This is a genomic window from Sphingomicrobium astaxanthinifaciens, from assembly GCF_022865105.1.
GTDB classification, from domain to species: Bacteria; Pseudomonadota; Alphaproteobacteria; order Sphingomonadales; family Sphingomonadaceae; genus Sphingomicrobium; species Sphingomicrobium astaxanthinifaciens.
In genome coordinates this window covers 444,373-468,485 of record NZ_JAKNYM010000002.1, presented here as the reverse complement: position 1 = coordinate 468,485, position 24,113 = coordinate 444,373, and the positions used below count along the sequence as shown (strand labels likewise).

Genomic DNA, 24,113 nt, shown 5'->3' with positions numbered 1-24,113 from the left:
GGTTTCCTCGGCGGCAGCCTGCTCGCGCTGGTCCTCGCTTAACCCATATCAACACCCCGCGCGAGCAGCCTTGCGCACGCTAAAATGTGCGTTACACCTGTTGCTCGTTACATCATGGGAACGGCGCTCCTCGCCGACCCGAACAGGGGGGTTTTCCAGTCATGAATCTGGTGTTGATCGCGATTGCCTGCGGCGTCGTTGCGCTGCTCTACGGCATCATCACTTCCCGCCAGGTGCTCGGCGCACCGGCGGGCAACGAACGCATGGTCGAGGTGGCGGGCGCCATCCAGGAAGGCGCGCGCGCCTATCTCAAGCGCCAGTATAGCGCCATCACGCTGGTCGGGGTGGCGGTCGCCGTCATCGTCCTGCTGTTTCTCGGCTGGGCCGCCGCGATCGGCTTCGCGATCGGCGCGATCCTGTCGGGTGTGGCGGGTTTCATCGGCATGAACGTGTCGGTCGGCGCCAACGTGCGCACCGCCGAGGCGGCGCGCTCGGGGCTCCAGCAGGGGCTGACGATGGCGTTCCGCTCGGGCGCGGTCACCGGGCTGCTCGTGGTCGGGCTCGCGCTGCTCGCGATCGCCGGCTACTTCGCCTACCTGATCGGTCCCGGCGGACATGCCGCCGACGACAGCACGGTGATCATCGGGCTGACCGCGCTGGCGCTGGGGGCCAGCCTAGTGTCGATCTTCGCGCGCCTGGGCGGCGGCATCTTCACCAAGGCCGCCGACGTCGGCGCCGACCTCGTCGGCAAGGTCGAGGCGGGCATCCCCGAGGACGACCCCCGCAACCCCGCGGTCATCGCCGACAATGTCGGTGACAATGTCGGCGACTGCGCGGGCATGGCGGCCGACCTGTTCGAGACCTATGTCGTTACCGTCGGCATCACCATGGTGCTCACCGCGCTGCTGCTCGGCGGGGTCGTGGGCGAGCTGCTGGTGCCGCTGATGGCGCTGCCGCTGCTGATCGGCGGGGCCTGCATTCTGACCAGCGTCATCGGCACCTATTTCGTCAAGCTCTCGAGCGGGTCGAAGAACGTCATGGCGGCGATGTACAAGGGTTTCATCGTCTCGGCGGTGCTCGCGGTGCCGCTGATCTGGTTCGCCACCCAGTTCGCGCTCGGCGACATGACCGCGCAGATCGGCGGGGTGATCACCGACGTCGACCCGGGCGCCCCGCTCGCCGAGGAAGGCACCACCACCATCGCGCCCTTCACCGGGATGGACCTGTTCTGGTGCTCGCTGCTCGGGCTCGGCGTGACCGGGCTGATCATCTTCATCACCGAATATTATACGGGTACCCACTATCGCCCGGTGAAGTCGATCGCCAAGGCGTCCGAGACGGGGCATGGCACCAACGTCATCCAGGGGCTCGCGATCAGCCTCGAGGCGACCGCGCTGCCGACGCTATTGTTCGTCGTCGCGATCGTGATCGCCTTCCAGCTCGCCGGGCTGATGGGGCTGGCCTACGCCGCTACCGCGATGCTCAGTCTTGCGGGCATGGTCGTGGCGCTCGACGCCTACGGGCCGGTAACCGACAATGCCGGCGGCATCGCCGAGATGTCGGGGCTCGACGAGAGCGTGCGCGAGAAGACCGACCTGCTTGACGCGGTCGGCAACACCACCAAGGCGGTGACCAAGGGCTATGCGATCGGTTCGGCCGCGCTGGCCGCACTCGTGCTGTTCGCCGCCTACACCACCGACCTGCGCAAGTATTTCCCGTCGGTCGATGTCGATTTCAGCCTCGAGAACCCCTACGTCATCGTCGGGCTGCTGCTCGGCGCGCTGCTCCCCTACCTGTTCGGGGCGCTGGGGATGACCGCGGTCGGCCGCGCGGCGGGCGACGTCGTCATCGACGTGCGCGAGCAGTTCAAGGCCAAGCCCGGCATCATGGACGGCTCCGAGCGTCCCGATTACGCCAAGACGGTCGATCTCGTGACCAAGGCGGCGATCAAGGAAATGATCGTGCCGAGCCTGCTCCCGGTGCTCGCGCCGGTGGTGGTCTATTTCGCGATCACCGCGGTGGCGGGGCAGGAGAACGGCTTTGCCGCGCTGGGCGCGCTGCTTCTCGGGGTGATCGTCTCGGGGCTGTTCGTCGCGCTGTCGATGACCTCGGGCGGCGGTGCGTGGGACAACGCCAAGAAGTATATCGAGGACGGCAACCACGGCGGCAAGGGCAGCGAAGCCCACAAGGCCGCGGTGACCGGCGATACCGTGGGCGATCCCTACAAAGATACCGCGGGCCCGGCGGTCAACCCGATGATCAAGATCACCAACATCGTCTCGATCCTGCTGCTCGCCGCGCTGGCGGGGGCGGGCAACGGGCTGCTCTGATCCTCGATCATTTACCGAAGCATAGCGGGAGCGCGGGGGACCCCACGCTCCCGCTTTCTTTTTCAGCCCCTTCCCGCTAAGGGCGGTGCTCCACACGAACCGCTAAGAAGGATGGACATTGGCCAAGGAAGAACTTCTCGAGATGCGGGGTCGGGTGGTCGAGCTGCTGCCCAACGCGATGTTCCGCGTCGAGCTGGAGAACGGCCACGAGATCCTCGGACATACCGCCGGCAAGATGCGCAAGAACCGCATCCGCGTGCTGACCGGCGATGAAGTCCTCGTCGAACTCACCCCCTACGACCTGACCAAAGGTCGGATAACCTACCGCTTCAAGTAAGGCGCCAGCGCCACCATGAAGCTCGTCCTCGCATCGGCTTCCCCACGCCGCCGCGACCTGCTGGCGCGCATCGGCGTGACGCCCGACGTCATCGATCCCGCGCATATCGACGAGGACCCGGCGCCGGGCGAATTGCCGCGCCCGCACGCCGGCCGCCTCGCCAGCGAGAAGGCCGCCGCGGTCGCGCAGCGCCATCGCCACGCGCTCGTGCTGGCGGGCGACACGGTCGTTGCCGTGGGTCGCCGCATCCTTCCCAAGGCCGAGGACGAAGCGACGCTGCGCGACTGCCTCGCGCTGCTTTCGGGCCGCCGCCACCGCGTCTTCACCGGCATCGCCGCCATCGCCCCCGACGGGCGCCAGTGGGAGAAGGTGGTCGAGACGATCGTCGCGATGAAGCGGCTGAGCGCGGAGGAAATCGACACCTACGCGGCGATGACCGAGGAATGGATGGGCAAAGCGGGCGGCTATGGGCTGCAGGGCTATGGCGAAGTCTATGTCCGCTTCATCCATGGCAGCCATTCCAACGTCGTCGGGCTGCCGCTGGGGGAAACGCGCAACATGCTCAAGGCCGCGGGCTACCCCCTTGCCTGAGTGGATCATCGAGGACGGCATCGGCGAGACCCGTGCCGCGCTGGTCGAGGGCGATGACGTCCTCGAAGCGCGCGTGCGCCGCGACGGGGTGACCCCCGCGGGGACCATTCTCGATGCCCGGTTGCTCGCCATCGCCCCGCGGGTCACCGTCGAGGCGGCGGGCGAGCAATTCCTCCTGCCGCGCGGCGCCTCGGGCATCAGCGAGGGCGCCACGATCCGCATCCGCGTCACCCGCGAGGCGCTCGGCGGCGCCGAGCCGTGGAAACGCGCGCTCGCGGTCCAGACCGACGCGGATCCCGCCCCCGCCCCCCCGCTCGCCGAGGGCAGGTCGGGCACCATCGCGGGCTGGGACGAAGTGCTCGAGGAAGCGCGCACCGGGCTCGTCGACTTCGACGGCGGCCAGCTGCGCATCGAGCCGACCGCCGCCATGACGATGATCGACGTCGACGGCTGGCTGGTCCCCGACAAGCTCGGCCAGATGGCCGCCTGGGCGAGCGCCCGCGCCATCCGCCGCCTCGACCTCGGCGGGTCGACCGGGATCGACTTTCCCAGCCTCGAGGGGCGCGCGGCGCGCAAGCAGGTCGGCGACATCCTCGACGACTATCTGGCGAAACCCTTCGAGCGGACCGCGATGAACGGCTTCGGCTTCGTCCAGGTGGTGCGCCCCAAGACCCGCGCCAGCCTGATCGACCTTGCGGCCGATCGCGCCGCCTTCGAGGCGCGCGCGCTGCTGCGCCGCGCCGCGACCCACGTCGGCGCGGCCACGCTCCATGCCCATCCCGCGGTCATCGCGGCGCTGCGGCCCGACTGGATCGCCGCGCTCGAACGGCGAATCGGCGGCGCGGTCAACTTGAAGGATGCGCCGGGCCTTGCCATGTCCGGGGCCTATGTCGCCTAAGCCCCCCGCCTGCCCGATCTGCGCCCAGCCGACGGCGCGCGAATTTCGCCCCTTCTGCTCGCGCGGGTGCAAGGATCGCGACCTGTTGCAATGGCTCGGCGACGGCTATCGCATCCCCGGCCCGGCGGTCGTGCAAGAAGGGCTGGACAGCGAGGATGAGGCTCGCTAGAGGCGCCTTCACCGCAAGCGGCGTCCGCCGTTTTTGCCCCGGCGCCTGGGTAGCTCAGTTGGTAGAGCATGCGACTGAAAATCGCAGTGTCGGCGGTTCGATCCCGTCCCCAGGCACCATTTCCCTACAGCGCCGTCAAGAGCCCTGCTCCGCCTCGAATTTGCGTTGCGCGACCAACTCGGCGACGAGGGCGTTGAGGAGCACCGTGCGCGCCTCGGCGGCGGCCGTCTGTGCCTCGTAGGCGGCGGTCGGACTGACCTCGGGCCCGGCCTTTAGCTGGAGGAGCGCCTGTTCTTTTGTCTCCCGATCGATTTCGAATTGCAGCGCGGCGAGTTCGGCATCGCGATCGGCTTCGATCTGGGCGAGCGCGGCTGCCGCATCGGCTTCACGATCGTCGCGCAATGCCTGCGCCAGCGCGCCGAACTGGCCGACGGCATCAGCCGCCGCTTTGGCAGCGACCTCGCCGGCAGCGGCCTTATCTTCGTACTTAATCGACTTGATCGCACCGTCAGTACGTAGCTCAAGCGTCAACGCGTTATTTTCCAACCTGCCGTTGGAAAAGGGCAGCAATCGCAATTGGCCGAGTTGCGGGACAGCCTGCACCTTGCCGCGTAGCAATTCTGTCCCGTCGCCTGTCCGGCGCGCGACCAACTGTCCACGGCCGGGCGGACGCACGAACAGGCCGGCTTGCGCCCTTGCGGGGTCATAAGCCCATCGGTTCGACGCCTCTTGGTCTTGCTGGTCCCGCCTCCTGCTGGCCACCGACCGGACAGCCTGCGTCGTCAGCGGATCAATTGACAAGGTGATACCCGTACCCCGCGTGAGGCATTCCACCCCCGTTTCCTCCGCCTTACATTCGACCTGTGTCGTCCGTGTCGTTTCGGGAATTTCTTTGATGGCCACCAGTTTGGCGAGACGCGCACGGGATTGCTCGTCCATCGAGAAGCTTTCCTTGTTTTCCCGGGAAAACTTGCTGGGCCATCTGATCGTCCGCACAATGCCGAGATCGCGCTGTTGCTGAAGCAAAGTGGCGCGCGCGGCCTTGAGCGCAGTGGTCAGATGTTTTTGCTGGTCGAGCAATCCGCCGGCCTTCAGCAAATTCGTTTTTTCCGTCTCGGCCAATGCCCCACTATGATTGTTAAGCTTCTCGATCTGCGCGGTCACGACCTTCAACTTGCCGCCCAATGTCTCGACGGTTTCGGTCTGCTCCCGAAGCGCGGCGAGTGCCTTTTTGGCGTACTCAGAGCATTCCAGCACGGGGACGTTTTTGACCTCTTTTTCGCCGTTCGCGGCGGTCGTTTCCACCTTGGGTATCCCCGCGCCCAAGGCGGCCATCCCGATGACCGTCTCCACGACCGATCCGAAGATCTGCGCGCTCCGGTCCTCGGCCGAGGCGTTGAGCGTGGCCAGCGTGCCAGTCTTCTCATGGTCGGTCAGCTCGAAACTGCTGGTCTTGGCCCAGTTCGACAGTTGTCGATAATCGAGCAGATAGGTTTCGCCCGGAACATGATGGGGCGTCGCCTCGACTTTCGACAAGAGCCTTACATTCGGATTTCCATCGGGCTTCCCATCCTTTGTGAGGCCCTCGCACGACGCCAGGGTCGTCGTCAGCGTCACTTCATACTGCAGCATGGGAAGGTGGTAAGGCACCCCCAACACAGCCGCCTCGTCCGTGAACCGATAATCGCGCTCGGTGTGCAGCGAGGTTGCGCAACCGCTCGTCAGCGCGAGCGACGCCGCCGACAGCAGCAAGACAGTCTTTCTCATTTATTCCCCCCATACGGTCTCGGGTCCCGAGCAAGATTTTGCTAACGCGACACAGATTAACAATCAACCTTGCCCTTCTTGCCGGCTTTTTCGGTCACCGAGCGGCGATAATCGACCCTGTCCTGCCTTTCCCCTTGGCGAGGGCCCGCCCCTCTGTCTATCAGGCGTCATGGCCAAGACCCCTCAAGACGTCGCCGCGCAGGAAAAGCTTGCCGGCCTGGTACTGATCGGCGCCGCCGCGCTGGCGCTCATCCTCGCCAATTCGCCGATGGCGGAAGCCTACGAGAAGCTCCTCAAGTTCAAGTTCGGCCCCGAATGGCCGCGCTTCGGGGTCTTCAGCGTGGAATATTGGGTGGTCGACGGCCTCATGGCGGTCTTCTTCCTGCTCGTCGGGCTCGAGGTGAAGCGCGAATGGTTCGAGGGCCGCCTGTCCTCCCCGCGCGAACGCCGCCTGCCGATCATCGCCGCGATCGGCGGCATGGCGATCCCCGCCCTAGTCTTCGTCGCGGTCACCGGGGGCGACCCCGCCAGCATCAACGGCTGGGCGATCCCCGCGGCGACCGACATCGCCTTCGCGATCGGGGTGATCGCGATCCTCGGGCGCTACGCCCCGGCCTCGATCAAGCTGCTGCTCGTGACCATCGCGATCGTCGACGACATCGGCGCGGTGATCATCATCGCGCTCTTCTATACCGCCGACCTCAACACCTATGCGCTGGGGGGCGCGCTGGCGGTGATGGGGATGATGGCGGTGATGGCGATGTACGGGGTGCGGCGGCTGCTGTGGTACATCATCGGCTTCGTCGTCCTGTGGTATCTCGTCCTGGCCTCGGGGGTGCATGCGACCATCGCCGGGGTGATGGCCGCGCTCACCATCCCGCTCGGCAGCGGCGAGAAGAAGTCGCCGCTGCGCCAGCTCGAGCATGACATCCATCCGTGGGTGATGTTCGGCATCGTGCCGATCTTCGGCTTCGTCGCCGCCGGGGTGGCGCTGCCCGACAATATCGACGCGCTGTTCCAGCCGCTCCCGCTCGGGATCATGCTCGGGCTCTTCGTGGGCAAGCAGATCGGCGTCTATGGCGCGATCTACGGCGCGGTGAAGATGCGGCTCGCGACGCGCCCGCGCGGCACCCGCTGGGCGCAGATCTACGGCGCCGCGATGCTGTGCGGGATCGGCTTCACGATGAGCCTGTTCATCGGCGGGCTCGCCTTCCCCGGGCAGCCCGAGCTGGTCGACGCGGCCAAGATCGGCACGCTCGCGGGCTCGCTCCTGTCGGCGCTGGCGGGTTATGCCGTGCTTCGCTTCACCCCGCCGCTGCCGAGCCGCAGCGACGATCTCGAGCGCGCGGGCGACCTGTTCGGGGAGGATCGCGAGTAGGCGATCAGCGCCCGAGCGCGGCCGCCTCGGCGGCGGCGTCATAGGGCTCGCCGACGATCAGCGCGTCGACCAGCTCGGCCACGCGCGGGTCGCCCCCGCTCGCCATCCGATAGTCGCCCACTTCCCCGGGGCCCGCGAACAGCCCCTCGATCGCCCAGTCGCCGCGCTGGCGGCAGGCGACCCCCTGCGCGCCCGGCGCGGCGAAGCTGCGGCACAGCCGGTCGGCGCCGTCGGCGAAAGTAAGCCCGATCCGCACCTCCCCCGCGGGATCGGCCGCGAGCCGGGTGTCGAGCGCGGCGGCGAGCGGCCCTTGCGCCACCACCATTCCGTCGACCTGTCCGACCAGCCCCGGCCCGGCGCCTTCGCCCCCGCCCCCGATTTGCGTGCCGAAGAGGAACGCCACCGCGAGGCTGGCGGCGATCGCGAGCCCGCTCGCCCAGCGGCGGTTGTCGTTGGCCGCCACGCGCTCCGCGCCCGGGCGGGAGGCAAGCAGCTCGGCGGGCATGGGGGCCAGCGTCGGGGCGAAGGCGCCGCGCAGCTGGTCGCCCAGTTCGCGGTGCTCGGCGGCGAGCGCCTCGAGCGCGGGGTCCGCGGCGACGCGCGCCGCGACCCGCGCCGATGCCTCGGCGTCCAGCTCGCCGTCGAGCCAGGCGAAAAATTCTTCCTCGTCAGTCATTCGTCGCCTCTCCCAGCATCTCGAGCAGCGCCTTGCGCCCGCGCACCAGCCGGCTCGACACCGTGCCGATCGGCAGGTCGAGCAGTTCGGCCACCTCGCGGTAGCCCATCCCCTCGAGCAGGATCAGCGCGACGACCTCGCGTTGCTCGGCGGGCAGGCGCGCCATCATCTCCATCGCGCGGCCAAGGTCGAGCCGCGCCTCGGTCGCCGGGCGCGGGTCGTGCCCCACCGCCAGCCCCGCCGCCTCGGGCAGCTCGCGCGCATCGCGGCGGCCCCTCGCGCGCGTCGTGTCGATCCACAGGTTGCGGGTGATCCGGAACATCCACGAATCGAACCGCGTGCCCTCCTGATATTGCGCGAACTTGTTCATCCCGCGTTCGGCGGCATTTTGCACAAGGTCGTCGGCGTCGGCCGGACTGCCGGTCAGCCCGTGCGCGAAGCGTCGCAGACGGGGATAGACGGGCGAGAACAGGCGCGCGAAGCGATCGTGATTGTCGGACATTCCACCTCATGCGGATGAAACGACGGCCGAACGTCGTTTCATTCGCCCACGACAATGTTTTAGGAATTTATCCATGTCCACCCGTCTCGTCCTGCTTGCCAGCCTCGCGCTCGCCGCCAGCCCCGCCTCGGCACAGCTGCTGCCCAGCCCGGGCCAGCTCGTCGCGCCGGTGCGCGGGGCGCTGCCGCCACTGCCGCCGACCGGGATCGGGCTGCTCGACGGGTTGAGCGGCGAGGAGCAGCAGGCCGCGCAGGCCAGCGCGCTGCCGTCGCTCGATCGCGGGACCGGCGCGCGCGCGAGCGCGGCGGTCGGCAACCTGCCCCGCCGCCTCCTCGCCGACCTCCGTGAGCAGCGGCTCGCCCAGCTCATCGCCGACCATCCCGAGCAGCTCGACCGCGACCGCGACCGCAACCCGGTGCGCCGCGGCGAACTGTTGCTCGTCGCGCCCGACGCGCTGACCATCGCCCGCGCGCAGGCCAACGGCTTCGAGCCGCTGCGCCGCGAGACCATCGAGGGGCTCGGGATCGAGCTGGTGGTGGTCGCGATCGGGCCCGAGGACGACGACGTGCGCGAGGCGCACAAGCGGCTCGTTCGGCTCGTCGGCGAGGATGCGGTCGACTACAACCATGTCTTCGAGCCGGCGGGCGGCGCGCTGCTGCCCGCCAGCACGGCGCTGGCGGCGAGCGCGCGCTCCACCCTCGGGCGCGGGCACAAGGTCGCGATCATCGACGGCGGGGTGGCCGCGCATGCCGCGATGCGCGGCGCCGCGATCCGCCAGCGCGGCCTCAGCGGCAAGGCGGTGGCCACCGGGCATGGCACCGCGGTCGCCTCGCTGTTGCTCGGGCAGGAGGGGCGCTTTCGCGGCGCCGCGCCCGGGCTCGAGCTGCTCGTCGCCGACGTCTACGGGGGCAACCCCGCCGCGGGCGCGGCCAGCGTCATCGCGCGCGCGATCGGCTGGGCCGCCGCCAACGGTGCCGAGGTCGTCAACATCAGCCTCGTCGGGCCGCCCAACCGGCTGATCGAACGCGCGGTCGCCGCCGCGCGCGCACGCGGGGTCGCGATCGTCGCCGCGGTCGGCAATGACGGCCCCGCCGCGCCCCCCGCCTATCCCGCTTCCTACGACGGCGTGGTCGCGGTCACCGGGGTCGACGAGGATCGCCGCGCGCTGCGCGAGGCGACGCGCAATCGCAACCTCGCCTTCGCCGCCCCCGGCGCCGACCTCGCCGCCGCGGCGCCGGCGGGAGGCTATGTCGAGGTGCGCGGCACCAGCTTCGCCGCGCCGCTCGCGAGCGCCCGCCTCGCGCTGGCGGGATCGCGCGCCGCGCTCGAGCGCGAGGCGGTCAAGGGACGCGGCCGCGTCGGCAAGGGCGTGGTCTGCCTGCCGTGCCGGGTCGACCCCGAAACGGTCGCCGCGAAATAATTTTTCGCCGCCCGGGATGAAGCCCCCAGGGGGTGTCGTTTTGTTCGCGGATCGGGGGCTTCGAGGCCCCTCGCAACAGCAAAGGAGACGATCCATGAAGACCATGATGATCATTGCCACCCTCGCCGCTTCCAGCACGCTCGTTCCCGCCGCCGCCTCGGCGCAGCTGCTCGGCAATGTCGGCGGCACCGTCAACCAGACGCTCGGCGGCTCGGCGGGCGGGTCGCTCGGCGGCGACCTCGGGCGCGGGGTGCGCGGCACCGTCGATGGCGCCTTGTCGGGGCGCGGCGGGGTCACCGGCGCGCTGGGCGGCGACCTCGTCGGCAATGGCGCGCGCTCGGTCTCGGGCAGCGTCGCCGGGATCGCCGACGGAACGCTGTCGGGCTCGGTCAACCGCTCGATCGATCCCGGCAGCGGGTCGGCCTCGGGCAATGTCGGGCTCGCGGGGTCGGTCGACGCGGTGACCGACGGCGCGGTCGACGCGGCGGGCCTCGGCAGCGCCGGTCTCGCCGGTTCGGGCTCGGCCTCGACCGAGCAGTCGGCGGGCGGCAGCGCGCGGCTGGTCGGCACCGACGCGGTGCGCGCGGCGGGCAACGGCGTGACCTCTGCCGCGGGCGCGGCGAGCGGCACCGCCGCGGGGCGCGCCCGCGGCGCGGCGCAGGGCAGCGGTGAAGCCGGCGGGACGCTGGTCGGGTCGCTCGCGCAGGGCGCAACGCGCGCCGCCGGGTCGGCCAGCGGCGCCGCGTCGGGCAATGCGCAGGGCGCCGCCTCGGGCGATGCGCAAGGCGAGGCGCTCGCGGTCCCCGCGCTGCCCGAAACGCCTTCGGTCCCCGCGAACGGCGCGCTGACCCTGTCGGGGTCGGCCTCGGCCAACGGTAGCGCCGAAGCGCGCGCGCGCGGACGCGCCGACGAGGACGAACGCGCCAACTAGGCGCACCGTCGCGAGGGGCCCTGCGGCGCGCCAACCCGCTCCGGCGCGCCGCTTCCCCCAACCCCACGCTCCTCGCGAAATAGAGAAGGGCGGCCCCGCTTTCGCAGGGCCGCCCTTCCATCTTTTCGTGGGGTGTCGAGCCCTAGAGCTTCTCGGTCAGCTCGGGGACGATCTGGAAGAGATCGCCGACGAGGCCGTGATCGGCGACCTGGAAGATCGGCGCTTCCTCGTCCTTGTTGATGGCGACGATGACCTTCGAATCCTTCATCCCCGCGAGGTGCTGGATCGCGCCCGAGATGCCGATCGCGATATAGACCTCGGGGGCGACGATCTTGCCGGTCTGGCCGACCTGGTAGTCGTTGGGGGCATAGCCCGCGTCGACCGCGGCGCGGCTCGCGCCGACGGCGGCGCCCAGCTTGTCGGCGAGCGGGTCGAGCAGCGCGTGGAACTGCTCGTTCGACCCGAAGGCACGCCCGCCCGAGACGATCACCCCCGCGCTGGTCAGCTCGGGACGGTCGCCGTCGGAGAGCTCGGCCGAAACGAAGCTCGACTTGGCGCTGGCCGAACCCGCGTCGATCGCCTCGATCTCGGCCGAACCGCCCTCGGCGGCGGCCTTGTCGAAGGCGGTGCCGCGCACGGTGATCACCTTCTTCGCGTCCGACGACTGGACCGTCGCGATGGCGTTGCCCGCGTAGATCGGGCGCTTGAAGGTGTCGGCGCCGTCGACCGCGATGATGTCGCTGACCTGCGCGACGTCGAGCTTGGCGGCGACGCGCGGGGCGACGTTCTTGCCGGTCGTGGTCGCGGGCGCGAGGAAGGCGTCATGGTGACCCATCTGGTCGACGATGATCGGCGCGACATCCTCGGCGAGCTGGTGCTCGAGATGCGCGGCATCGGCGACATGCACCTTGCCGACGCCGGCGATCTTGGCGGCGGCCTCGGCGACGGCGCCGACGTCCTTGCCGACGACGAGCAGGTGCACCTCGCCCAGCTTGGCGGCCGCGGTGACGGTGGAAAGGGTGGCGTCCTTGATGGCGGCGCCGTCATGTTCGACGAGAACAAGCGTCTTCATCAGGCAACTCCCAGTTCTTTGAGCTTGGCGACGAGGGCATCGACGCTCTCGAGCTTCTCGCCCGCTTCGCGGGTGGGCGGCGGGGCGACGTTGGTGATGGTCAGCCGGCGTGTGATGTCGACGCCATAGTCGTCGGGCGTCTTCACATCGAGCGGCTTCTTCTTGGCCTTCATGATGTTGGGCAGCGAGGCATAGCGCGGCTCGTTGAGGCGAAGGTCGGTGGTGACCACCGCCGGAAGCTGCAGCTTCACCGTCTCGAGCCCGCCGTCGATCTCGCGGGTAACGCTGACCGCGCCGTCCTGCGGCTCGACCTTCGAGGCGAAGGTGCCCTGCCCCCAGTCGAGCAGCGCGGCGAGCATCTGGCCGGTCGCGTTGCTGTCGTCGTCGATCGCCTGCTTGCCGAGCACCACCATGTCGGGGTTCTCGTCGGCGGCGACCTTGGCGAGCAGCTTGGCGACGCCCAGCGGTTCGACGTCTTCATCGGTTTGGATGAGGATCGCGCGGTCGGCGCCCATCGCGAGCGCGGTGCGCAGCGTTTCCTGCGCCTTGGCCGGGCCGATCGAGACCGCGACGATCTCCTCCGCCTTGCCCGCTTCCTTCAAGCGAACCGCTTCCTCGACGGCGATTTCGTCGAAGGGGTTCATGCTCATCTTGACGTTGGCGAGATCGACTCCGCTGCCATCGGGCTTGATGCGCGGCTTGACGTTATAGTCGATCACCCGTTTGACGGCGACCAGCAGCTTCATGGGCTGACTTCTCCTGACTGAAATTTCGAGTGCGATATGCTTGGCTATTGAGCGCGCGTCAAATGGCGCAAGTTCCGTAGCGGCCGGAAACGCAACATTTCGCGGCGGAGCGGTGTTCTTTCGCCATGAGCACGCATGACAGCAAGGGCGAACTGGGCCCGGTTAAGTCGGTCGGCGACATCGTCGAGGGGCTCGAGGAGATCGGCGAGGAGAAGGCCTGCGTGTCGGTCGGCGACATCGCCGATGCCTTCGGCACGCGCACCTATGCGCCCTTCCTCATCGTACCCGCGCTGCTCGAGATCACCCCGCTCGGCGCGATCCCCGGCGTGCCCACCATCCTCGCGATCATCGTGGCGATCTTCGCCGTCCAGATGCTGTTCGGGCGCAAGCGCATCTGGATCCCCGACATCATCGAAAACCGCCGCGTCACGGGCGAAAGACTGCGGAAAGCAGCCGAGAAGGCCGAGGGCGTGGCCGACCGGATGGACCAGTGGTTCCACCGCCGGCTTCGGCACCTCACCGCGGGGGTCTTCATGAAGCTCGCCGCGGTGGTGATCCTCGCGCTGTGCGCGGCGGTGCCCTTCCTCGAGGTGCTGCCCTTCGCCAGCTCGGGGCCGATGCTGGCGATCGTCTTCATCGGTCTCGCGCTCCTGGTGCGCGACGGGCTCCTGCTCGTGATCAGCGTGAGCCTCGGCCTCGCCGCCGTCGGCTTCGGGCTCGGCCATCTCCTCATGGGCGGCGGGGGCTAAGGAAAAGGGCCGCCGAAGCGACCCTTTCCCGTTCGATGAAGCCGCGGCTCAGGCCGGCTGCTTGACCTCCGCGACGATCTTCCTGGCGGCATCGCCAAGGTCGTCGGCGGCGATGATCTGGAGACCCGAATTGTTGAGGATCTCCTTGCCCTTGTCGACATTGGTGCCCTCGAGCCGGACCACCAGCGGGCGGTCGAGATGGACTTCCTTGGCCGCCGCGACGATGCCTTCGGCGATCGTGTCGCAGCGCATGATGCCGCCGAAGATGTTGACGAGGATGCCCTTCACCGCCGGGTCCGACAGGATGATCTTGAAGGCCGCGGTGACCTTCTGCTTGTCGGCGCCGCCGCCGACGTCGAGGAAGTTGGCGGGGAAGGCGCCGTTCAGCTTGATGATGTCCATCGTCGCCATGGCGAGGCCCGCGCCGTTGACCATGCAGCCGATGTCGCCGTCGAGCTTGATATAGGCGAGGTCGTGCTTGGAGGCCTCGACCTCCATCGGGTCTTCCTCGGTCAGGTCGCGCAGCTCGGCGATATCCTTGTGGCGGAACATGGCGTTCGAATCGAAGCCCACCTTGGCGTCGAGCACCATCAGCTGGTCGCCCGACACGGCGAGCGGATTGATCTCGATCTGCGAGGCGTCGGTGCCGAGGAACGCCTTGTAGAGCGCGGCGGTGACCTTGGCGGCCTGCTTGGCAAGGTCGCCCGAAAGGCCGAGCGCGGCGGCGACGCTACGCCCGTGGTGAGGCATCAGCCCGGTCGCGGGATCGATGGTGAAGGTGTGGACCTTCTCGGGCGTGTCATGCGCGACCTGCTCGATGTCCATCCCGCCTTCGGGGCTGGCGACGATGGCGAGGCGGCCCGAGGCACGGTCGACCAGCATCGCGAGATAGAATTCCTGGTCGATGTCGACCCCGTCGGTGACGTAGAGGCGCTGGACTTCCTTGCCCTCGTCGCCGGTCTGGATCGTCACCAGCGTGTTGCCGAGCATGTCCTTGGCGTGCGCCTCGACTTCCTCGATCGACTTGGCGAGACGAACCCCGCCCTTCGACCCCTCGGGCAGTTCCTTGAAATGGCCCTTGCCGCGGCCGCCGGCGTGGATCTGCGCCTTGACCACCCACAGCGGGCCGGGGAGCTGCTTGGCCGCTTCCACCGCTTCTTCCACGCTCATCGCGGGGATGCCCGCGGGCACCGGGGCACCGAATTTCTTCAGCAGTTCCTTGGCCTGATACTCGTGGATGTTCATGGGTCGGTCCTTCGGGTCGAATAAATTTAGAGAGTCGCGCCGCCCTAAAGCATATCGGGCGCGAGAGGAAAAGGCGCTAGGAAGGGCTATCGTGAGCCTGCACCCCGATTCCCTCTCCGGTCCCGACGCGCTGCCCGAACCCGGCGCCGACGGGCGCAAGATCATCCACGTCGACATGGATGCCTTCTTCGCCAACGTCGAGCAGCGCGACCATCCCGAACTGCGAGGACGCCCGGTCGCGGTCGGCGGCGGGCACCGCGGGGTGGTGGCGGCGGCGAGCTACGAGGCGCGGCGCTACGGGGTGCGCAGCGCGATGCCGAGCGTGACCGCGCGGCGCAAGTGCCCCGAGCTCATCTTCGTCAAATCGCGCTTCGACGTCTATCGCGAGGTCAGCCGGCAGATCCGCGAGATCTTCGCGATCCACGCATCGGCGGTGCAGCCCCTGAGCCTCGACGAGGCGTTCCTCGACGTCACCGAGGATCCGCACGGGCTCGGCTCGGGTAAGGCGATCGCCGAGGATATCCGCGCCCGCATCAAGGCCGAGACCGACCTCACCGCGTCGGCCGGCGTCTCCTATTGCAAGTTCATCGCCAAGCTTGCCAGCGACCAGAACAAGCCCGACGGGCTATGCGTCATCCCCCCCGCCCGTGGCCCCGCCTTCGTCCAGAGCCTGCCGGTCAAGCGCTTCCACGGGGTCGGCCCCAAGACCGCGGCGAAGATGACCCGGCTGGGGATCGAGACCGGCGCCGACCTCGCGGCCTGGTCCTACCGCGATCTGCGCGCGCGCTTCGGCTCGAGCGCCGATTGGTACTATCGCATCGCCCGCGGCATCGACGAGCGCCCGGTGCGCGCCGACCGCACCCGCAAGAGCTGCTCGGCCGAGCGCACCTTCGGTGAGGACGTGCGCGGCGAGGCGGAGACCTATGCCGAGCTCGAGCGCGTGTCGAAGATCGCGTGGGAGCGGATCGAGCGCGCCCGGTTCGTCGGGCGCACGGTCAACCTCAAGGTCAAATATGCCGATTTCGAGACCATCACCCGCGCGCGCAGCTTCGCCACCCCCGTGAGCGACGCGGCAACCTTCCACGCCGCGGGTCGTTCGCTGCTCAGCCCCCTGTTTCCGTTGGCAAAAGGCGTGCGGCTGCTGGGTCTGGGGCTTTCCTCGCCGGTCGAGGAAGCGATCAGTGGCCCAAAACAACTGGGACTCGCATTTGAATAGGAAATCTGTTATATAATTGTCATCACGAGCCGCCGCCCGAGCGCGACGGCTTCTTCATGCAGGAACACCAACACACGCTGCACGCATCACGGGGCCGGTCACTTCGGGGGACGTCGACCGCCTTTGCCTGTCCAGCGTGACCAACCGGAGATTTTTATATGGCGAGCAAGGCTCTTAGCTTCGATGTCGGCGATTATGTCGTGTACCCCAAGCACGGTGTCGGCAAGGTCATCGAACTGCAGTCGACCGAAATTGCCGGTGCCAAGCTCGACCTCTACGTCCTGCGCTTCGAGAAGGAAAAGATGACCCTTCGCGTCCCCGTCAACAAGGCGGAATCGACCGGCATGCGCAAGCTGTCGAGCGACAAGGCGATGAAGGACGCGATGGAAACGCTCAAGTCCAAGCCCAAGGTCAAGCGCACCATGTGGTCGCGCCGCGCGCAGGAATATGAAGCCAAGATCAACTCGGGCGACCTCATCCTGATCGCCGAGGTGACCCGCGACCTGTTCCGCGCCGACGACCAGCCCGAGCAGAGCTATTCGGAGCGCCAGATCTTCGAGGCCGCCTCCTCGCGCCTCGCGCGCGAACTCGCGGCGATGGAAAAGACCGACGAGAAGACCGCGCTCGAGAAGATCATCAAGGTGCTCGACGACGCCGCCAAGATCTGGAACGCGGAGAAAGAGGACGCCTAAGAGCGTCCAGGGGACGCTCGACGCGGACTCTGACGCCTAAGAGCGTCCGGGGGACGCTCGACACGGGCGCCTCTCCCGATCACCACGATCACCAAGGAGGCCCGGCCGGCAACGGTCGGGCCTTTTTGCTGGCCACGCGCGGCGCGCTTGCATCGCCCGGCCGCCCGGCGTATTAGGGTGGCAACACAGTCAAAGGGAACCGTCACATGATCTTCAAGGCCTCCGCCATCCTCCTCCTTCTCGGCGCGGTGCCGAGCTGCGTCGACATGATCGACGATGGACGCATCATCGAGATCGAGAACGGCCCGGCGATCACGCGCACCATCGAGGCGCAGGAATTCGAGCGCCTGACGGTGGCCGGGCGCTACGAGGTGATCGTGGTCGAGGGCGACACGCCGGCGATCGAGATCACCGGCCCCGAAGCCGCGCTCAACCGGACCGAGTTCGAGTTCGAGGGGGACGAGCTGACGATCCGCCCCGACGACGAGGACAATGCGATCATCCGCTGGTCCGAGGGCACCGAGGTCACCGTGCGCATCACCACCGCGGCGCTCAAGGAAGCGACGATCGCGGGGTCGGGCACGATCCGGCTCGAGGCGGTCGACGCCGAGGCGTTCGAGGGCACCATCGCCGGGTCGGGCGACCTGCGCATTCCCGCGCTGGCGACCAAGCGCGCCTCGTTCAACATCGGCGGGTCGGGCGATATCGCGGTCGGCGGGCGCGCCGACAGCCTCGACGTGGCCATCGCGGGCTCGGGCGGGTTCGAGGGCCCCGGGCTGGCGGTGACCAGCGCCGATATCGCGATCGCCGGTTCGGGCGACGTCACCGCGCAGGTGAGCGGCGAGGCGGACATCTCGATCGCGGGCTCGGGCGATGTCGCGCTGACCGGCGGGGCGACCTGCGAGGTGTCCAAGTTCGGCTCGGGCGATGTGGTCTGCAGCTAGCCCTCTTGCCGCTTTGTTAACCCTCTTGGGCGATGGTCCCCGATCATGAGGATCATCGCCCTTTGCGCGCTCGCCGCGCTGCTCGCCGCCCCCGCCGCGGCGCCTGCCGCCCCCGCGCAGGAGCGCCGCTTCACCGTGACCGACTTCAACCAGGTCCGGCTCGACGGCGGGTATCGCGTCGCGCTCGAGACCGCGCGCGCGCCCTACGCGGTGGCGACGGGCAATCCCGCCGCGCTCGACGGGGTGCGGATGCGCGTCGAGGGGCGCACGCTGATCATCTCGGCCGACCGCTCCAACTGGTCGGGACGCGAGCGCGATCGCGCCGAGCCGGTGGCGATCCGCCTTGGCACCCACGGGCTGCGCCGCGTCTGGGTCAACGGATCGGGGCTGATCGACATCGACCGGGTCGAGGGACCGAGCTTCGGGCTTGCGCTCCAGGGCGCGGGGCGGGGAACCGTCGGCGCACTCGCGGTCGAGCAATTTGACCTCGCGCTCAACGGCGCGGCGAGCGCGCGGGTCGCGGGCGAGGTCGAGGATGCCACGCTGATCGTGCGCGGGATGTCGCTGCTCGACGGCGAAGCGCTCGAGAGCGACCGCGTCACGCTCGGGGTCGAGGGCCCCTCGACGGTCACGCTCGGCCCGGCGCGCGAGGCGCGGATCGATGCGGTCGGCACCGGCGAGATCATGCTGGCGGGGCGGCCCAGCTGCGAATTGCGGCTGGTCGGCGCGCCGCTGGTGACCGGCTGCCGCTAGACCAGCGCCAGCGCGGCCAGCTTGCCATAGAGCCGCGGCGGCAATTGGCCGATACCGCTGCCGTCATCCTCCTCGCCCGGCGCGTCCTTGTCCTCGAGATAGCGCCAGCCCTGGTGCGCGCGCTTGGGAAAGGCGGCGCAGGGTTCGAGCCGGTCCGACAGGACGATGTCCCAGCGCCCGTCCTTGCGCTCCTCGAAGGCGAGCACCTGCGAGCGCGCGACGATGCGATGCTTGACGATCCAGTGCAGCCGCCCGCCGTTCAAGACCTCGGCATGGCGCACCGGGCGGCGCTTGGTGACGATGCGCACCTTGCCCCCGCTCGCGCGCCGCGCGATCCGCTTTTCCAGCGTCGGCAGGCTCGCGCAGCCATAGGCCACCTTGGTCATGTGCACGCAGGACATGGCCCCTAAGTGGCGCGATAGGCGCGGCTTTTCAAGCGCTTAGAGCAGCACCGCGCTGGCCAGCCCGAGGAAGGCGAGGAAGCCCATCGTGTCGGTGACGGTGGTGACGAACACGCTGCTCGCGACCGCGGGGTCGGCACCGAAGCGGTCGAGCACCACCGGCACCAGCACCCCGGCGAGCCCCGCGACGAGGATGTTGAACAGGATCGCGGCGGCGATCACCGCGCCGATCATCGGGTCGAGCACCAGCGCCACCCCGGCGCCAAGGATGACCGCGATAGTCAGCCCGTTCATCAGCGCGACCAGCCCCTCGCGGCGAATCGCCCGCCCCCGGTTCGACCCGGTCAGCTGGTTGGTGGCGAGCGCGCGCACCGTGACCGCGAGCGCCTGCGTGCCCGCATTGCCGCCCAAGGCAGCGACGATCGGCATCAGCGCGGCAAGAATCGCGAGCCGCGCGATGGTGTCCTCGAACTGGGCGATGACGAGGGTGGCGAGCAGCGCGGTGCCGAGGTTGGCAATGAGCCAGCGCACGCGCCCCGAATAGGCCTCGCGCACCGGCTCGTTGATGTCGCCCTCGCCCGCGCCCGAGAGCAGCAGCGTATCCTCGCTCGCTTCTTCTTGGATGATGTGGACGATGTCATCGACCGTGATCATGCCGACCAGCCGCCCGCTGTCGTCGACCACCGCCGCCGAGATGAGCGCATATTTCTGGAACTTGAGCGCCACTTCCTCTTGGTCCATGTCGACCGGGATCAGCGTCTGCTCTTCCTGCATGATGTCGGTGATTGGCACCCCGCGCTGGGTGCGCAGCAGCGTCGACAGCTTGGTCGTGCCAACCGGGTGATGCTGGGGCCCGACCACGAACACTTCCCAGAAATCGCTGGTCAGTTCCTCGCCTGCGCGCAGATAGTCGATGACCTGGCCGACCTGCCAATGCTCTGGCACCGCGATGAGGTCGCGCTGCATGATGCGCCCCGCGGTCTCCTCGGGGTAGGACAGCGCCTCCTCGACCGCGGCGCGATCGTCGGGCTCCATCCGCTCGAGGATCGCCTGCTGGTCCTCGGGCTCGAGATCCTCGAGCACCGCGACCGCATCGTCGGTGTCCATTTCGCTCGCGAGGTCGGCGGCGTCCTCGGGCTCCATCTCCTCGATGACGAGCTCGCGGACATGCTCGTTCATCTCGGCATAGACGTCGGCATCGATCAGGCTACCCAAGGCGGTGATGATCGCGGGGCGGTCCTCGGGCCCGGCGAGCTCGATCAGGTCGGCGCGGTCGGCGGGGTGCAGCTCGGCGACCAGCGCGCAGGCGTCCTCGATCCGCCCCTCGCGCACGTCCTCGACCACCTCGCGCACGAAGTCGGGGCGCATGCGATCGTCCTCGTCGAGCACCAGGTCCTCGTCCTCGGGAGAGGCTGTGGTCTCGCTCATGATGTCCCCCTCCAGGCCGTGGATCGCGTGCCCCGGGTTTAGGCACGGCGCGCCGGGTGGCGCAAGCGGCTAGGCCCCGCTACAGCGGGCGGAGAGTGCAACCCACAAGGACGGAACAATCCATGGCCGATACCCTGACCCTCACCCTTTCGACTGGCGGCGATGTCGTCATCAAGCTTCGCCCCGACCTCGCCCCGGGGCATGTCGAGCGGATCACCAAGCTCGCGCAGGACGGCTTTTACGACGGCGTCGTCTTCCACCGCGTGATCCCCGGCTTCATGGCGCAGGGCGGCGATCCCACCGGCACCGGCACCGGCGGCAGCGACCTGCCCGACCTCAAGGCCGAATTCTCGAGCGAACCGCATGTCCGCGGCACCTGCTCGATGGCGCGCACCCCCGATCCCAACTCGGCCAACAGCCAGTTCTTCATCTGCTTCGACGACGCGCGCTTCCTCGACAACCAATATACCGTCTGGGGGCAGGTCGAGAGCGGCATGGAATATGTCGACCAGCTGCCGACGGGCGAGCCCGTGCCCAATCCCGGCAAGATCGAGAAGGCGACCGTTTCCTAAGCGATCGCCTGCTGGCCCGTGGCAAGGCGCATCGGCTGCGCCTTGCCATAGGTCAGGCTGCGCCACAGCCATTCGGCGGGGCCGAAGCGGTGCCGCGCCAGCCACCAGCGGCTGAAGACCACCTGCGCCGCGAAGATCGCCAGCGTCAGCGGGACGTGCCAGAGAAGCGCGAAGCGGTTCACCAGCCCCAGCCCGAAGCCGAAGAAGATGAACGCCTGCAGCACCGACTGCACGAGATAGTTGGTGAGCGCCATCCGCCCCATCGGCGCGAACAGCCCGAGCCAGCCCTCGCGCCCCGCCGCATAGGCCAGCGCCGCGAGCGCGGCATAGGCGAGCGCGAGCAGCGGCACCGAGAGGCTGTAGGTGGCGGCAAAGAGGGTGAGCCCGCCGCTCGCCGGCGTCCACATTTCCAGCACCATCGCCGCCTTAAGGAGCGAGACGGGCAGCCCGACCGCGAGCCCCACGACCGCGACCTTGCGGAGTAGCGCCCGGTGCGCCCCCGGATCGCGGTGCAGCCCGGCACGCCCGACCCACAGCCCGACCAGGAACATCCCCAGCACCTTGGTGAAACGCATCTCGTCGAGATAGACGACGAAGCGCAGGTAAAGGTCGATGACATGGCTGCGCATCTGCATCCCCCAGTAGGGGCTCTCCCAGATCGCGGTCGGCCCGCCCGGCCCGAAGGGCACGTCGAGCGCGGCCGCGAGCGGCGCGATCGGCGGCATCAGCGCGGCGAAGGCATTGAAGCCGCTCGCCTGCTGGTAGGCGGCCCAGCCGACCGGGAGCAGCCAGCAGATGGCGGCGGCGGGGATCAGCGCGCGGGTCGGCAGCCCCCGCAGCGCGAGCAGCACGAACCCCATCAGCGCGTAGAGCAGCAGGATGTCGCCGATCCAGACCAGGAGGATATGCGCCACCCCGAACAGCGCGAGGAAGACGAGCCGCCGCGCATAGCGCCCCGCCCCCTCGCCCCTGGCCTCGATCCGCTCGAGCTGGAGCGCGAAGCCGATGCCGAACAGCAGCGAGAAGAGCGCGTAGAACTTGCCGTGGACGAGCATCTCGAAGGCGAGGTCGATCCAGCGGTCGATCGCGCCCACCGCGACCGCCGCATTCTGGGACGGCTCCATGAAATACCAGCCCGAAAAGCTGGTCATGTTGGCGAACAGGATGCCGAGCAGCGCCAGCCCCCGCACCCCGTCGAGCAGCACCAGCCGCTTGGCGGCATCGATCGGCCCGGCGGGCATGGTGGCACGGTTCATGGCAGTTCCCCCTGCCGCGCTTTTAACCCCGGTCAATGATCGGTCAAAGCCTGTTCGCCCCGCCGGTGGTCGGTTAAGCAACCGGGATGACCAAGCCGATCACCCTCATCACCGGCGCGTCGGCCGGGCTCGGCGCCGAGTTCGCGCGCCAATATGCCGCCAGGGGGCACCGCCTCGTCCTCGTCGCGCGCCGCCGCGAGCGGATCGAGGCGCTCGCCAGCGACCTTGGCAATGCCAGGGCGGTGGCGATGGACCTCTCGGCGCCGCACGCCGCCAGCCGCCTGCTCGCCGACATCGCCTCGGCGGGCGAACAGGTCGGCACGCTCGTCAACAACGCGGGGTTCGGGTTGGTCGGCGCCTTCGATGCGCTCGACAATGCCCGCCAGCGGCAGATGATCGACCTCAACTGCGGGCTGCTCACCGAACTCGCGCATGGGGTCATCCCCGGGATGAAGCGGTTCGGCCACGGCGGCATCCTCAACGTCGCCTCGGTCGCGGGCTTCCAGCCGGGCCCCGGCATGGCGGTCTATTTCGCGACCAAGGCCTATGTGCTCGCGTTCACCGAGGCGCTCCACGAGGAACTGCGCAAGTCGAATATCCACGTCAGCGCGCTCTGCCCCGGCCCGACCGCGACCGAATTCGGCGACGTCGCGGGGTTCGGCGGCAATTCGGCGGTCGATGCCGTCAAGATGACCGCCGAACAGGTGGTCGCGGCGGGGATCAAGGGGCTCGAGGCCGACAAGGCCGTCGTCGTGCCCGGCATCGCCAACAAGATCTCGGCCAATTCCAGCCGTTTCCTGACCCGCAAGGCAGTCCGCAAGATCGTCGGTCTGATCAAGAAATAGCCAGCGAGGCCGGCCAGGAAGGCATGACTCCATGATGGACACAGGCACCCGACCGCTCGATCATGATGACGCGCTGGAAGAATTCCTCGCGACGAACAGCCTCTTTGGTGGCGGCCTCTCGAACCACGGACCGATGGCGAGCGAGGCGCTCGACCACATGGGCGCAACCGAGTGGATCGACCCCTTCGTGCGATCGTACAGGCCCCGGCTCGAACCGCGCGTTCGTCCGCCCGCGCGCGGCGGCGACTGGCGGGCGATGCTCGCCGAGCAACTCCCCGACCTCGTGCCGGCAGCGGCTGCCAGGGCCGGCCACTGCCTGTTGCGGACGGCACATGCCGTGCGCGGGATCGCGCGCGCCGCGGCCGAGGGGCACGTTCCGACCGTGCGCATCGACGAGCTCGGCGCCGCGCTCGCGCATTGGCGCTCGGACCCCGGCCTGCCAGCGCCAGCGGCGCTGAGCGGCGATTCGTCGGTCGACGACTGGTCCGCCGAGCTGGCACCGCTCGCAACCTTCGAGCCGGCCCCGGGCCTCTTGACCAACTCGCTCGAACTGGCCGCCGCCCAGCCGGGATACCTCGACGCGGTGGCGAGGCTTGCGCCGGGGGCCGACCCAAGGGACGGCTGCGATCGGCTCGCGCTGCGCGCTGTCGCCGGATACCTTGAAAACGAGGACTTTTCCGCTCGGTTCACGCTGCTGCACGGCGTCACCGTGTCGACCATGGCCCGTGTCCTCGTGGATCATCTCGACCCGCCGGGCCAGCGCCGGCTCGAGGCCGCGGTCGCCGGATTCGTGGCGGCAGCGATCATCGCCTTCGACCGCCGTACCGATACGCGCGATCGCTCGAACATCGCGGCGGGCCCCCGCCTCGCGGCGCGCGCCGCCGCCACGCTGGACGATCACACCATCAAGCTTACCGACGCCTGCCTTGGCCTCGCCGCCCGGACCGGTTCGGACCTGCCCTTGCGTGCCGCCGAACTCCAGGTCCAACTCACGCAATAGGTGGTGAAGTTACCACCCAGGGGGATGGGCCCGGCGAAATCCCGGAGTTATGAGCGGAATACAGCCGTTTTTCGCTTGCCGCGCTTGTCCACTAAACCGTCGATCTCTAAAAAAGTGAACGTTCACAACTTTTGCACTTGCACAAAAAATGGTGCGGTGCGATAAAGGTTGCGTCGGACCACTGGTTCGGCATCC

25 protein-coding genes and 1 tRNA gene are annotated in these 24,113 nt (G+C 68.7%); 17 read left to right on the top strand and 9 right to left on the bottom strand.

Features of this window, described 5'->3' with window-relative positions; genetic code table 11:
- The first annotated feature begins 161 nt into the window (after nucleotides 1-161).
- The 6 genes from L8951_RS06115 to L8951_RS06090 all read left to right on the top strand — a co-directional run bounded on the left by L8951_RS06115 (nucleotide 162) and on the right by L8951_RS06090 (nucleotide 4,444).
- On the top strand, nucleotides 162-2,330 hold the full coding sequence (locus L8951_RS06115; protein WP_244382115.1) for a sodium-translocating pyrophosphatase: 2,169 nt from the start codon (nucleotides 162-164) through the stop codon (nucleotides 2,328-2,330).
- Between the two features lie 118 nt (nucleotides 2,331-2,448).
- Nucleotides 2,449-2,667, top strand: coding sequence for a translation initiation factor IF-1 (gene infA / locus L8951_RS06110; RefSeq protein WP_147042814.1), 219 nt, complete (start codon nucleotides 2,449-2,451; stop codon nucleotides 2,665-2,667).
- A 15-nt stretch (nucleotides 2,668-2,682) separates the two neighbouring features.
- Complete coding sequence (locus tag L8951_RS06105; RefSeq protein ID WP_244382114.1) at nucleotides 2,683-3,258, top strand: Maf family protein; 576 nt, start codon at nucleotides 2,683-2,685, stop codon at nucleotides 3,256-3,258.
- Nucleotides 3,251-4,156 (top strand): ribonuclease E/G, encoded by a 906-nt coding sequence (locus L8951_RS06100; protein WP_244382113.1) that lies wholly within the window; start codon nucleotides 3,251-3,253, stop codon nucleotides 4,154-4,156. Before L8951_RS06105 ends, L8951_RS06100 begins: the two co-directional genes overlap by 8 nt.
- A complete protein-coding gene (locus tag L8951_RS06095; protein WP_244382112.1) occupies nucleotides 4,146-4,325 on the top strand; it encodes a DNA gyrase inhibitor YacG in 180 nt (59 codons plus the stop codon). Before L8951_RS06100 ends, L8951_RS06095 begins: the two co-directional genes overlap by 11 nt.
- A 43-nt stretch (nucleotides 4,326-4,368) precedes the next feature.
- Nucleotides 4,369-4,444, top strand: a tRNA-Phe gene (locus tag L8951_RS06090).
- 16 nt (nucleotides 4,445-4,460) lie between these two features.
- Here the strand turns inward: L8951_RS06090 and L8951_RS06085 are convergent.
- Nucleotides 4,461-6,092, bottom strand: a complete 1,632-nt coding sequence (locus L8951_RS06085; protein WP_244382111.1) for a hypothetical protein — start codon at nucleotides 6,090-6,092, stop codon at nucleotides 4,461-4,463.
- A 169-nt stretch (nucleotides 6,093-6,261) separates the two neighbouring features.
- Here L8951_RS06085 and nhaA point away from each other — a divergent pair, with 169 nt between their 5' ends.
- A complete protein-coding gene (gene nhaA, locus L8951_RS06080; RefSeq protein WP_244382110.1) occupies nucleotides 6,262-7,470 on the top strand; it encodes a Na+/H+ antiporter NhaA in 1,209 nt (402 codons plus the stop codon).
- A gap of 4 nt (nucleotides 7,471-7,474) precedes the next feature.
- Here nhaA and L8951_RS06075 read toward each other — a convergent pair whose 3' ends face one another.
- Complete coding sequence (locus tag L8951_RS06075; protein ID WP_244382109.1) at nucleotides 7,475-8,146, bottom strand: anti-sigma factor; 672 nt, start codon at nucleotides 8,144-8,146, stop codon at nucleotides 7,475-7,477.
- Nucleotides 8,139-8,648 carry an RNA polymerase sigma factor gene (locus L8951_RS06070; protein ID WP_244382108.1) on the bottom strand — a complete coding sequence of 170 codons (510 nt, stop codon included), beginning with the start codon at nucleotides 8,646-8,648 and terminating at the stop codon, nucleotides 8,139-8,141. Before L8951_RS06070 ends, L8951_RS06075 begins: the two co-directional genes overlap by 8 nt.
- A 73-nt stretch (nucleotides 8,649-8,721) precedes the next feature.
- Between L8951_RS06070 and L8951_RS06065 the strand changes: the two genes are divergently transcribed.
- Together L8951_RS06065 and L8951_RS06060 are read left to right on the top strand one after the other, a co-directional pair.
- Entirely contained in the window at nucleotides 8,722-10,068 is a 1,347-nt protein-coding gene (locus L8951_RS06065; RefSeq protein WP_244382107.1) for a S8 family serine peptidase, read from the top strand.
- Between the two features lie 94 nt (nucleotides 10,069-10,162).
- Nucleotides 10,163-10,999: a hypothetical protein gene (locus tag L8951_RS06060; RefSeq protein ID WP_244382106.1), complete on the top strand. Its 837-nt coding sequence runs from the start codon at nucleotides 10,163-10,165 to the stop codon at nucleotides 10,997-10,999.
- A gap of 142 nt (nucleotides 11,000-11,141) precedes the next feature.
- Here the strand turns inward: L8951_RS06060 and L8951_RS06055 are convergent, their stop codons facing one another.
- Both L8951_RS06055 and L8951_RS06050 read right to left on the bottom strand, forming a co-directional pair.
- Nucleotides 11,142-12,071: an electron transfer flavoprotein subunit alpha/FixB family protein gene (locus L8951_RS06055; protein ID WP_244382105.1), complete on the bottom strand. Its 930-nt coding sequence runs from the start codon at nucleotides 12,069-12,071 to the stop codon at nucleotides 11,142-11,144.
- Nucleotides 12,071-12,817 (bottom strand): electron transfer flavoprotein subunit beta/FixA family protein, encoded by a 747-nt coding sequence (locus tag L8951_RS06050; protein ID WP_244382104.1) that lies wholly within the window; start codon nucleotides 12,815-12,817, stop codon nucleotides 12,071-12,073. The genes L8951_RS06055 and L8951_RS06050 overlap by 1 nt, the downstream gene beginning before the upstream one ends.
- 125 nt (nucleotides 12,818-12,942) lie before the next feature.
- Between L8951_RS06050 and L8951_RS06045 the strand changes: the two genes are divergently transcribed.
- Nucleotides 12,943-13,566: an exopolysaccharide biosynthesis protein gene (locus L8951_RS06045; RefSeq protein WP_244382103.1), complete on the top strand. Its 624-nt coding sequence runs from the start codon at nucleotides 12,943-12,945 to the stop codon at nucleotides 13,564-13,566.
- Between the two features lie 48 nt (nucleotides 13,567-13,614).
- On the opposite strand, the gene sucC is transcribed toward L8951_RS06045, so the two are convergent.
- Nucleotides 13,615-14,811: an ADP-forming succinate--CoA ligase subunit beta gene (gene sucC, locus L8951_RS06040; RefSeq protein ID WP_244382102.1), complete on the bottom strand. Its 1,197-nt coding sequence runs from the start codon at nucleotides 14,809-14,811 to the stop codon at nucleotides 13,615-13,617.
- A gap of 175 nt (nucleotides 14,812-14,986) precedes the next feature.
- Here sucC and dinB point away from each other — a divergent pair, with 175 nt between their 5' ends.
- The 4 genes from dinB to L8951_RS06020 all read left to right on the top strand — a co-directional run bounded on the left by dinB (nucleotide 14,987) and on the right by L8951_RS06020 (nucleotide 18,416).
- Nucleotides 14,987-16,027: a DNA polymerase IV gene (gene dinB, locus L8951_RS06035; protein WP_244383200.1), complete on the top strand. Its 1,041-nt coding sequence runs from the start codon at nucleotides 14,987-14,989 to the stop codon at nucleotides 16,025-16,027.
- Nucleotides 16,028-16,185: 158 nt separating this feature from the next.
- Nucleotides 16,186-16,719, top strand: coding sequence for a CarD family transcriptional regulator (locus L8951_RS06030; protein WP_244382101.1), 534 nt, complete (start codon nucleotides 16,186-16,188; stop codon nucleotides 16,717-16,719).
- 206 nt (nucleotides 16,720-16,925) lie between these two features.
- Nucleotides 16,926-17,663 carry a head GIN domain-containing protein gene (locus tag L8951_RS06025; protein WP_244382100.1) on the top strand — a complete coding sequence of 246 codons (738 nt, stop codon included), beginning with the start codon at nucleotides 16,926-16,928 and terminating at the stop codon, nucleotides 17,661-17,663.
- 45 nt (nucleotides 17,664-17,708) lie between these two features.
- Nucleotides 17,709-18,416: a GIN domain-containing protein gene (locus tag L8951_RS06020; protein WP_244382099.1), complete on the top strand. Its 708-nt coding sequence runs from the start codon at nucleotides 17,709-17,711 to the stop codon at nucleotides 18,414-18,416.
- Here L8951_RS06020 and L8951_RS06015 read toward each other — a convergent pair.
- Together L8951_RS06015 and mgtE are read right to left on the bottom strand one after the other, a co-directional pair.
- The gene (locus tag L8951_RS06015; RefSeq protein WP_244382098.1) at nucleotides 18,413-18,817 is read right to left on the bottom strand and encodes a DUF1489 family protein; all 405 of its coding nucleotides are present in this window, start codon (nucleotides 18,815-18,817) and stop codon (nucleotides 18,413-18,415) included. The two genes, L8951_RS06020 and L8951_RS06015, sit on opposite strands and share 4 nt — an antisense overlap.
- Nucleotides 18,818-18,856: 39 nt before the next feature.
- Nucleotides 18,857-20,245, bottom strand: coding sequence for a magnesium transporter (gene mgtE, locus L8951_RS06010; RefSeq protein ID WP_244382097.1), 1,389 nt, complete (start codon nucleotides 20,243-20,245; stop codon nucleotides 18,857-18,859).
- A gap of 122 nt (nucleotides 20,246-20,367) precedes the next feature.
- On the opposite strand from mgtE, the gene L8951_RS06005 reads away from it, so the two are divergent.
- A complete protein-coding gene (locus L8951_RS06005; RefSeq protein ID WP_244382096.1) occupies nucleotides 20,368-20,817 on the top strand; it encodes a peptidylprolyl isomerase in 450 nt (149 codons plus the stop codon).
- Here L8951_RS06005 and L8951_RS06000 read toward each other — a convergent pair.
- A complete protein-coding gene (locus L8951_RS06000) occupies nucleotides 20,814-22,073 on the bottom strand; it encodes a DUF418 domain-containing protein (protein ID WP_244382095.1) in 1,260 nt (419 codons plus the stop codon). The two genes, L8951_RS06005 and L8951_RS06000, sit on opposite strands and share 4 nt — an antisense overlap.
- Nucleotides 22,074-22,159: 86 nt before the next feature.
- Between L8951_RS06000 and L8951_RS05995 the strand changes: the two genes are divergently transcribed.
- Both L8951_RS05995 and L8951_RS05990 read left to right on the top strand, forming a co-directional pair.
- On the top strand, nucleotides 22,160-22,918 hold the full coding sequence (locus L8951_RS05995; protein ID WP_244382094.1) for an SDR family NAD(P)-dependent oxidoreductase: 759 nt from the start codon (nucleotides 22,160-22,162) through the stop codon (nucleotides 22,916-22,918).
- A 31-nt stretch (nucleotides 22,919-22,949) separates the two neighbouring features.
- Entirely contained in the window at nucleotides 22,950-23,918 is a 969-nt protein-coding gene (locus L8951_RS05990; protein ID WP_244382093.1) for a hypothetical protein, read from the top strand.
- Nucleotides 23,919-24,113 lie beyond the last annotated feature (195 nt).

Coding starts and splice junctions, on each gene's coding strand:
- L8951_RS06055 (WP_244382105.1), bottom strand. CDS start 12,071: ATGAAGACGCTTGTTCTCGTCGAACATGACGGCGCCGCCATCAAGGAC.
- L8951_RS06060 (WP_244382106.1), top strand. CDS start 10,163: ATGAAGACCATGATGATCATTGCCACCCTCGCCGCTTCCAGCACGCTC.
- L8951_RS06050 (WP_244382104.1), bottom strand. CDS start 12,817: ATGAAGCTGCTGGTCGCCGTCAAACGGGTGATCGACTATAACGTCAAG.
- L8951_RS05995 (WP_244382094.1), top strand. CDS start 22,160: ATGACCAAGCCGATCACCCTCATCACCGGCGCGTCGGCCGGGCTCGGC.
- L8951_RS06115 (WP_244382115.1), top strand. CDS start 162: ATGAATCTGGTGTTGATCGCGATTGCCTGCGGCGTCGTTGCGCTGCTC.
- mgtE (WP_244382097.1), bottom strand. CDS start 20,245: ATGAGCGAGACCACAGCCTCTCCCGAGGACGAGGACCTGGTGCTCGAC.
- dinB (WP_244383200.1), top strand. CDS start 14,987: ATGGATGCCTTCTTCGCCAACGTCGAGCAGCGCGACCATCCCGAACTG.
- L8951_RS06065 (WP_244382107.1), top strand. CDS start 8,722: ATGTCCACCCGTCTCGTCCTGCTTGCCAGCCTCGCGCTCGCCGCCAGC.
- L8951_RS05990 (WP_244382093.1), top strand. CDS start 22,950: ATGATGGACACAGGCACCCGACCGCTCGATCATGATGACGCGCTGGAA.
- L8951_RS06070 (WP_244382108.1), bottom strand. CDS start 8,648: ATGTCCGACAATCACGATCGCTTCGCGCGCCTGTTCTCGCCCGTCTAT.
- L8951_RS06075 (WP_244382109.1), bottom strand. CDS start 8,146: ATGACTGACGAGGAAGAATTTTTCGCCTGGCTCGACGGCGAGCTGGAC.
- L8951_RS06095 (WP_244382112.1), top strand. CDS start 4,146: ATGTCGCCTAAGCCCCCCGCCTGCCCGATCTGCGCCCAGCCGACGGCG.
- L8951_RS06030 (WP_244382101.1), top strand. CDS start 16,186: ATGGCGAGCAAGGCTCTTAGCTTCGATGTCGGCGATTATGTCGTGTAC.
- sucC (WP_244382102.1), bottom strand. CDS start 14,811: ATGAACATCCACGAGTATCAGGCCAAGGAACTGCTGAAGAAATTCGGT.
- L8951_RS06085 (WP_244382111.1), bottom strand. CDS start 6,092: ATGAGAAAGACTGTCTTGCTGCTGTCGGCGGCGTCGCTCGCGCTGACG.
- nhaA (WP_244382110.1), top strand. CDS start 6,262: ATGGCCAAGACCCCTCAAGACGTCGCCGCGCAGGAAAAGCTTGCCGGC.
- L8951_RS06005 (WP_244382096.1), top strand. CDS start 20,368: ATGGCCGATACCCTGACCCTCACCCTTTCGACTGGCGGCGATGTCGTC.
- L8951_RS06045 (WP_244382103.1), top strand. CDS start 12,943: ATGAGCACGCATGACAGCAAGGGCGAACTGGGCCCGGTTAAGTCGGTC.
- L8951_RS06020 (WP_244382099.1), top strand. CDS start 17,709: ATGAGGATCATCGCCCTTTGCGCGCTCGCCGCGCTGCTCGCCGCCCCC.
- L8951_RS06000 (WP_244382095.1), bottom strand. CDS start 22,073: ATGAACCGTGCCACCATGCCCGCCGGGCCGATCGATGCCGCCAAGCGG.
- L8951_RS06015 (WP_244382098.1), bottom strand. CDS start 18,817: ATGTCCTGCGTGCACATGACCAAGGTGGCCTATGGCTGCGCGAGCCTG.
- L8951_RS06105 (WP_244382114.1), top strand. CDS start 2,683: ATGAAGCTCGTCCTCGCATCGGCTTCCCCACGCCGCCGCGACCTGCTG.
- L8951_RS06025 (WP_244382100.1), top strand. CDS start 16,926: ATGATCTTCAAGGCCTCCGCCATCCTCCTCCTTCTCGGCGCGGTGCCG.